The organism is Caenispirillum bisanense (assembly GCF_039523075.1).
Lineage (GTDB): Bacteria > Pseudomonadota > Alphaproteobacteria > Rhodospirillales > Rhodospirillaceae > Caenispirillum > Caenispirillum bisanense.
In genome coordinates this window covers 1-7,380 of sequence record NZ_BAAAEP010000093.1, presented here as the reverse complement: position 1 = coordinate 7,380, position 7,380 = coordinate 1, and the positions used below count along the sequence as shown (strand labels likewise).

Sequence of the window (7,380 nt, the reverse complement as noted above, 5' to 3'; positions counted from 1 at the left end):
TGGGGGGGAACAGCCTTCTCCCGCCGCCGCCGCCGAGGCGCCGGCCGCTCCGGCCCGTCAGCCGCGCCAGCCGCGCGCCCCCCGCCAGGACGCCGAACCGGCCGCCGGCGGCGAGGTCGAGGCCAAGCCGGCGAAGGCCGCCAAGTCGGCCGCTGCCGCTCCGGCCCCCGAGGGCAGTGGCGAGGGCGAGGACGCCGCACCGCGACGTCGCCGCCGCACCACCACCCGCAAGGCGGCGGACAAGGCCGAAGACGCCGGCGATACGGCGGAGCCGCGCGAAGCGGTCGCCTGATCCCGCGGCAGCCTCTGCCGACCACGAAAAACCCCCGCAGCCGGGTCCGGCGGCGGGGGTTTCTCGTTTCGGAGCAGGCTGGCGCGCGCCGGCTGTTACATCAGCCGTTCCTGGCCGCTCGGCCGGGCGATGGTGCGATAGGCCTGCAGGTGGACGTCCTCCACCCCCGCCTTGGCCAGGTCGGCGACGCTCACCACGCCGCACAGGCGCTTGTCGCGGTTGACGACCGGCACGCGGCGGACCTGGTGGTCGGCCATCACCTTGGCTGCTTCCTCCACCTCGGCATCGTCGTAGCAGTAGCAGATGCCCTCGCTCATCACCTCGCGCACCTTGGTGCTGTCGGGGGCGCAGTTCTCGGCCACGGCGCGGACGGCCAGGTCGCGGTCGGTGACCATGCCGACCAGGCGGTCGTTCTCGCCGACCGGAAAGGCGCCGATGTCGTCGTCGCGCATGCGGCGGGCGCATTCGGCGATGGTCATGTTGGGGTCGACCAGGTGGACGTCGGTGCTCATGATCTCGCGGATCTGCATTGCGGTCCTCCATTGGTAGTGACAGGTATCACCGGCATAACGGCGGCCGGCGCCTGCCGTTCCCCGTTTCGGGACCGCTGGACGTAAGGCAAAAGGGGAGGGGGAGGGGGGAGGGGGAGGGGGGAGCCCGCCGCCCGGTCAGGCGACGATGACGCTGTCGCCGGTGTTCACCTGGCCGCCCTCGATCACCTCGCACAGGATGCCGAAGGTGTCGTGGCCGAGGCCCTGCTTCATGGCCTTGTCGACGTTCAGGTCGACGGCGCCGGTGCCGGGGTTGACCTCGGCCGCCGGGTGGGCCGGCATGGCGGCGGCGACCCGCAGGGTGACGGTGCCGCCGATGCGGACCACGCGGCCGATCCAGTTCAGTTCATCCCAGGCCGGCGGGCCGTCGATGAGCAGGTTGCCGCGGAACCGCAGCGGGTCCACCGGCTGCCCCACCACCCGTTCGATGTCGGACACGCTGGCGCGGTTGATGAGCACCACCCCCGGCCGGTCGTGGTTGGCGAAGGTCTCGCCCGGCTTGGCGATCACCAGCCGGGGCTTGCCGCGGCTGTGGCCGCGCAGGAAGGCGGTGAAGAAGTCTTCCAGGATGGCCCGGCCGATGGGCTGGCTGAGGTCGCCACGCGCCACCTGGCGGCCGTCGCGCTCCACCGTCAGCACGTTCAGCGGCTCGATGAAGCGGGTGACCAGGGTCGCCAGCTTCGGGCAGTCGCTGAGGGTGACGAGGCTCGACCGCGGCAGGCGGCCGGTGACCACATCGCCGGCCCCGACGGTGGAGCCCGCCCCGTGCGCCAGGGCATAGCGGTGGTCGCCCTGCATGCCGCCGCCGGTTTCCAGCACGGCATGTTCCAGCGCCTGCGGGCTCAGGGCCTTGACGGGATAGCGGTACAGGGCGGCGACGTGACAGCTCATGAACACTCCATCGGCCAATGCGCCGGGCTTGTCAACATGAAGCTCGTGTGACGGCCGGCTGATGGAGGGAACGCCTTACCCGCCGTGCGTGCTGCTGCCACTTGCGGCGGAAGGGGTGTCTGCCTTATCTCCCTTTCAACCGTGAGGGGTTGCCGGTCGCCTATGGCAGGGACCGCCGGCCTCGTCAACACATGCGGGGACAGGATCATGGATTTCGAGAAGTTTACCGACCGCTCCAAGGGCTTCATCCAGGCCGCGCAGACCATCGCGCTGCGCCAGAACCACCAGCAGGTGACGCCCGAGCACCTGCTGAAGGCCCTGCTGGACGACAAGGAGGGCCTGGCCGCCAACCTGCTGCGCGCCGCCAAGGCCGACCCCGCCAAGGCGCTGGCCGAGGTGACGGCCGCCCTCGACAAGCTGCCGCAGGTGCAGGGCGCCCAGATGTACGTGGCGCAGGACCTGGGCCGGGTGCTCGACCAGGCCACCCAGGCGGCGGAAAAGGCCGGTGACAGCTTCGTCACCGCCGAGTACATGCTGCTCGCCCTGGCGGCATCGCAGACGCCCGCCGGCCGCATCCTCAAGGACGCCGGCCTGACGCCGCAGGCGCTCAACGGCGCCATCCGCGACCTGCGCAAGGGCCGCACCGCCCAGTCGGCGGGGGCGGAGGAGCAGTACGACGCCCTGAAGAAGTACGCCCGCGACCTGACGGCGGCGGCCCGCGACGGCAAGCTCGACCCCGTCATCGGCCGCGACGAGGAAATCCGCCGCACCATCCAGGTGCTCAGCCGCCGCACCAAGAACAACCCCGTCCTCATCGGCGAGCCCGGCGTCGGCAAGACCGCCATCGTCGAAGGGCTGGCGCTGCGCATCATCAACGGCGACGTGCCCGAAAGCCTGCAGAACAAGAAGCTGCTGGCGCTCGACCTGGGCGCCATGGTGGCCGGCGCCAAGTTCCGCGGCGAGTTCGAGGAACGCCTGAAGGCGGTGCTGCAGGAAGTGACCGCCGCCGAAGGCCAGATCGTGCTGTTCATCGACGAGATGCACACCCTGGTCGGCGCCGGCAAGGCAGAAGGCGCCATGGACGCCTCCAACATGATCAAGCCGGCGCTGGCCCGCGGCGAACTGCACTGCGTCGGCGCCACCACGCTCGACGAATACCGCAAGCATGTGGAGAAGGACGCCGCCCTGGCGCGGCGCTTCCAGCCGGTGTTCGTGCAGGAGCCGTCGGTGGAGGACACCATCTCCATCCTGCGCGGCATCAAGGAGAAGTACGAGCTGCACCACGGCGTGCGCATCGCCGATGCGGCGCTGGTTTCGGCCGCCACCCTCTCCAACCGCTACATCACCGACCGCTTCCTGCCCGACAAGGCCATCGACCTGGTGGACGAGGCGGCCAGCCGTCTGCGCATGGAAGTGGACAGCAAGCCCGAGGCCCTGGACGAGCTTGACCGCCGCATCGTGCAGCTGAAGATCGAGCGCGAGGCCCTGAAGAAGGAGCCCGACGACGCCTCCCGCGAGCGCCTGGGCAAGCTGGAGAAGGAACTGGCCGACCTGGAGGCCGAAAGCGCCGACCTCACCGCTCGCTGGCAGGCGGAAAAGGCCAAGGTCGCCTCCGCCTCCAGGCTGAAGGAGGAGTTGGAGCAGGCCCGCTCCGAGCTGGACCGCGCCCTGCGCGAAAGCCGCTACGAGAAGGCCGGCGAACTGCAGTACGCCACCATCCCCCAGCTTGAGGCCAAGCTGAAGGAGGCCGAGCAGCGCGAACGCGGCGACGGCGCCCTGGTGGACGAAACGGTGACGCCGGAGAACATCGCCGGCGTGGTCAGCCGCTGGACCGGCATTCCGGTGGACAAGATGCTCACCGGCGAGCGCGAGAAGCTGCTGCACATGGAGGACAAGCTCCAGTCCCGCGTGGTCGGCCAGCGCGAGGCGGTGGTGGCCGTCTCCAACGCCATCCGCCGCGCCCGCGCCGGCATCAGCGACCCCAACCGGCCCATGGGCAGCTTCCTGTTCCTCGGCCCGACGGGCGTCGGCAAGACCGAGCTGACCAAGGCCCTGGCCGCCTTCCTGTTCGACGACGAGACCGCCATGGTCCGCATCGACATGTCGGAGTTCATGGAAAAGCACGCCGTCGCCCGCCTGATCGGCGCCCCGCCGGGCTATGTCGGGTATGAGGAGGGCGGATCGCTGACCGAGGCGGTGCGTCGCCGGCCCTATCAGGTGGTGCTGTTCGACGAGGTGGAGAAGGCGCACCCCGACGTCTTCAACGTGCTGCTGCAGGTGCTCGACGACGGCCGCCTGACCGACGGCCAGGGCCGCACCGTCGACTTCCGCAACACGCTGATCGTCATGACCTCCAACCTGGGGGCGGAGATCCTCGCCAACCAGCCGGAGGGCCAGGACAGCAGCGCCGTGCGGGCCGACGTGATGGAGGTGGTGCGCAGCGCCTTCCGGCCGGAGTTCCTCAATCGGCTGGACGAGATCCTGCTGTTCCACCGGCTGTTCCGCGAGAACATGGCGGGCATCGTCGACATCCAGATCGGCCGCCTCGCCAAGCGCCTCGCCGACCGCCAGATCACCCTGGAGATGGACGCCTCCGCCCGCCAGTGGCTGGCGGACAAGGGCTTCGACCCGGTCTACGGCGCCCGGCCGCTGAAGCGGGTGATCCAGCGCAGCCTGGAAAACCCGCTGGCCATGATGATGCTGGAAGGCCGCATCCCCGACGGCGGCACAATCCACCTGACGGCGGAGGCCGGCACCCTGACCATCAACGGCCACCCGGTAACGGCCGACGCGGCGTAACGCCCGGGGTTTGAGAGCGGAGGAGGCTGCGGCCCGGGCGGGCTGCGGCCTCCTTTTTTGTGTCTGGCCAGGGGGGGCGGTTTGTAACCACCAAGGCACAAAGACACCAAGGCGACAGGGTCCTTGGTGGGGGCGGTGCTCAAGCGGGGGCGGAGGGTGGTTTAGCCACCAAGGCACCAAGTACGCCAAGAGGGCGGGGCAGGCGCTGCGGCCTTTGGTCGTTCCAGCCGTGGTGCTTTTCACCACCAAGGCACAAAGGCACCAAGAGGGCGGGGTGGGGTGGTCACGGCGGTGCCAGATGATTCCCGCCGAGAGTTTCCTGCGGGCTGCGCCCGCAAGACTGATCCGGCTGACAGGACCGAACCCAACGACGGCCAGCCGCAGCCTCTTGGTGTCCTTGGTGCCTTGGTGGCTAATTTGCCTCCTTGGCAGCCGCAGGCGGAAGAAGCCCGTAGGCAAAACAGCTAAGCACCGCCCTCACCGCCGGGCGCCGCCCTCTTGGTGTCTTCGTGCCTTGGTGGTTAAAAAAATCACCTCCGCCGGAAACGACAAGAGGCCGCAGCACTTGGCTGCAGCCTCTTGGTGTCCTTGGTGCCTTGGTGGCTACTTTGCCTCCTTGGCAGCCGCGGGCGGAAGAAGCCCGTAGGCAAAACAGCTAAGCACCGCCCTCACCGCCGGGCGCCGCCCTCTTGGTGCCTTCGTGTCTTGGTGGTTGAAAAGGCACCACCGCCTAGAACGACAAGAGGCCGCAGCACTTGGCCGCAGCCTCCTGGTGTCCTTGGTGCCTAACCCGGCGCTAAGGCCGGACGAACTCACTGCCCGGCGCTGGCGACCTTGGAGATGGTCGGCAGCGAGGCGTAGGTGCGCTGGACCTCGGTCATGGCGGTCTTGAAGCGCTGCAGTTCCTTCGCTTCCAGGATGCGGCCGGTGGGGAAGCGGACCCCCTGCGGGTTCACCTGGCTGCCGTTCTTGAGGATCTCGTAGTGCAGGTGCGGGCCGGTGGAGCGGCCGGTGCTGCCGACATAGCCGATCACGTCGCCCTGCTTCACGCGGGCGCCCGGCTTCATGCCCGGGGCGACCTTCGACATGTGGGCGTAGGCGGTGTCGAATTCCTTGTTGTGGCGGATGCGCACGTAGTTGCCGTAGGAGCCGTTGGCGCCGGCCTTCTCGATGACGCCGTCACCGGCCGCGTAGATGGGCGTGCCGGTGGGGGCGGCGAAGTCGATGCCCTTGTGCATCTTCGAATAGCCAAGCACCGGATGGGTGCGCATGCCATAGCCGGAGGACAGGCGGGCGCCGTTGATGGGCGTGCGCAGCAGCGCCTTGCGCACCGAGTGGCCCTTGGCGTCGTAGTAATCGACGTCGCCCTGGCTGTCCTGGTAGCGATAGATCTCGTAGCGCTTGCCCGACAGGGTCAGGGCGGCATAGGCCACGTCGCCCTCGCGGACGGTACGGCCGTCCTCGGTGCGCTCGCGGTCGAACATCACCTCGAAGCGGTCGCCCGGCTGGATGTCGCGCTGGAAGTCGACGTCGTAGCTGAAGGCCTTGATGATCTCGCTCAGCACGGTGATGGGAATGCCGGCGTTGGAGCCATCCTGGAACAGGCTGTTCTCGATGGTGCCTTCGCCGCGCAGCTTCTCCGCCATCACCGGGGCCTTTTCCTCGGCGGGGGCGAAGGTGCCGCTGGCGGGATCGCGGGTGGCGCCGACCCGCAGGGCGGGCTGCGGCTCGAAGGTGAAGCCCTGGAAGACCTCGTTGCCGTCCGGCGTGGCGGTGGCATCGAAGGTCAGCGTGATCTCGTGGCCGGGGCGCAGCTGACGCGGGTCCCACACTTCCTGCAGGGCCTGGATGGAGCTGTGCGCCTCGGTGGCGTCGACGCCGGCCGACACCAGCACGCCCATGAGCGTGTCGCCGCGCTTGATGGTGAGCGTATGCTCCACCACCGCGGACTCGCCGGGTTCGGCCGGCGGCGGGGCGTCGGCCATGGGGGCCTGTTCGGGGACCTGGTCGGGAGAGACCATGGTGAAGGCCACGTCCTGCGTCGGCAGGGGCTCGGCCTTGACCATGGCCACCTGGGTGGCAACCGGTTCCGCGCTGGGGACCGTCGGCGGTGCGACCGGCACCGGCTCCTGGGCGGCTACCGCAGGCACGGCCGGCACGGCGGCGGGCGGTGCGACGGAGGCAAGGTCGGAGCGGGGGGAGGACGGCCAACCGAGGACGACGGCCATGGCCAGGGCGGAGGTTCCCGCTGCCACCACGAAGGTAGCGGCGCGACGGGCTTGTCGCGTCCGGTGCATTCGTCAGCTCCTCTCTACACTACTCGACTCTCGGACCCGGCTTTTGCGGGGAGTCCCCCGCCGGTTTCCGCGGTTGAACGATGCCGTCCGAGGCCGCGGCTGTCAACGTGTTTCACGGCGTTTCCCGGCCGTTTCGAGGGTTCGCGCGGCGTTCCGCCATGCCCTGTGCATACCCTCTGCATGGGGTGGGGGCAGGCGGGGAGAGCGAAGCTGAAGAGACTCGGGCGCGCCCGCGTACGAGGGGCGGGGCGGCCGAGGGGGGCATTTTTTGTTGTTGACACTTTCATGGCAGGCGCCTATCTATCCGCCACCGACGCGGCGGACCTGCCGCGAAGGCAATCGGAAAACGTTCGTCAGCGGCCCCCAGGGCTTCGGCCCGGTGGCGATCTTCCTGCTTCGGCAGGGCTGCGAAAACAACCGGTTGACAAAGGCGGATGGATCTGGTTGGTACGCCGCCTTGCACCTCCTTCCGGCGTCGCCGGGTGGTGGTGAAGGAAGAGAAAAAAGAAGTTGACAACGACTTCGGCCTTCTCTAAATAACGGCCTCCCC

At 69.1% G+C, this 7,380-nt stretch carries 4 protein-coding genes and 1 pseudogene; 2 read left to right on the top strand and 3 right to left on the bottom strand.

Translation table 11 applies throughout. The annotated features are described in order from the left end of the window. A pseudogene (locus ABD056_RS22150) lies at positions 1-292 on the top strand (hypothetical protein); the annotation flags it as partial. Between the two features lie 95 nt (positions 293-387). On the opposite strand, the gene ABD056_RS22145 reads toward ABD056_RS22150, so the two are convergent. Then, a complete protein-coding gene (locus ABD056_RS22145; protein ID WP_343870392.1) occupies positions 388-822 on the bottom strand; it encodes a CBS domain-containing protein in 435 nt (144 codons plus the stop codon). A 138-nt stretch (positions 823-960) separates the two neighbouring features. Then, on the bottom strand, positions 961-1,734 hold the full coding sequence (locus tag ABD056_RS22140) for an MOSC domain-containing protein (protein ID WP_343870390.1): 774 nt from the start codon (positions 1,732-1,734) through the stop codon (positions 961-963). Between the two features lie 207 nt (positions 1,735-1,941). On the opposite strand from ABD056_RS22140, the gene clpB reads away from it, so the two are divergent. Then, a complete protein-coding gene (gene clpB, locus ABD056_RS22135; protein WP_343870388.1) occupies positions 1,942-4,533 on the top strand; it encodes an ATP-dependent chaperone ClpB in 2,592 nt (863 codons plus the stop codon). 812 nt (positions 4,534-5,345) lie between these two features. Here the strand turns inward: clpB and ABD056_RS22130 are convergent. After that, positions 5,346-6,830, bottom strand: a complete 1,485-nt coding sequence (locus ABD056_RS22130; RefSeq protein ID WP_343870386.1) for a peptidoglycan DD-metalloendopeptidase family protein — start codon at positions 6,828-6,830, stop codon at positions 5,346-5,348. Between the last annotated feature and the right edge of the window lie 550 nt (positions 6,831-7,380).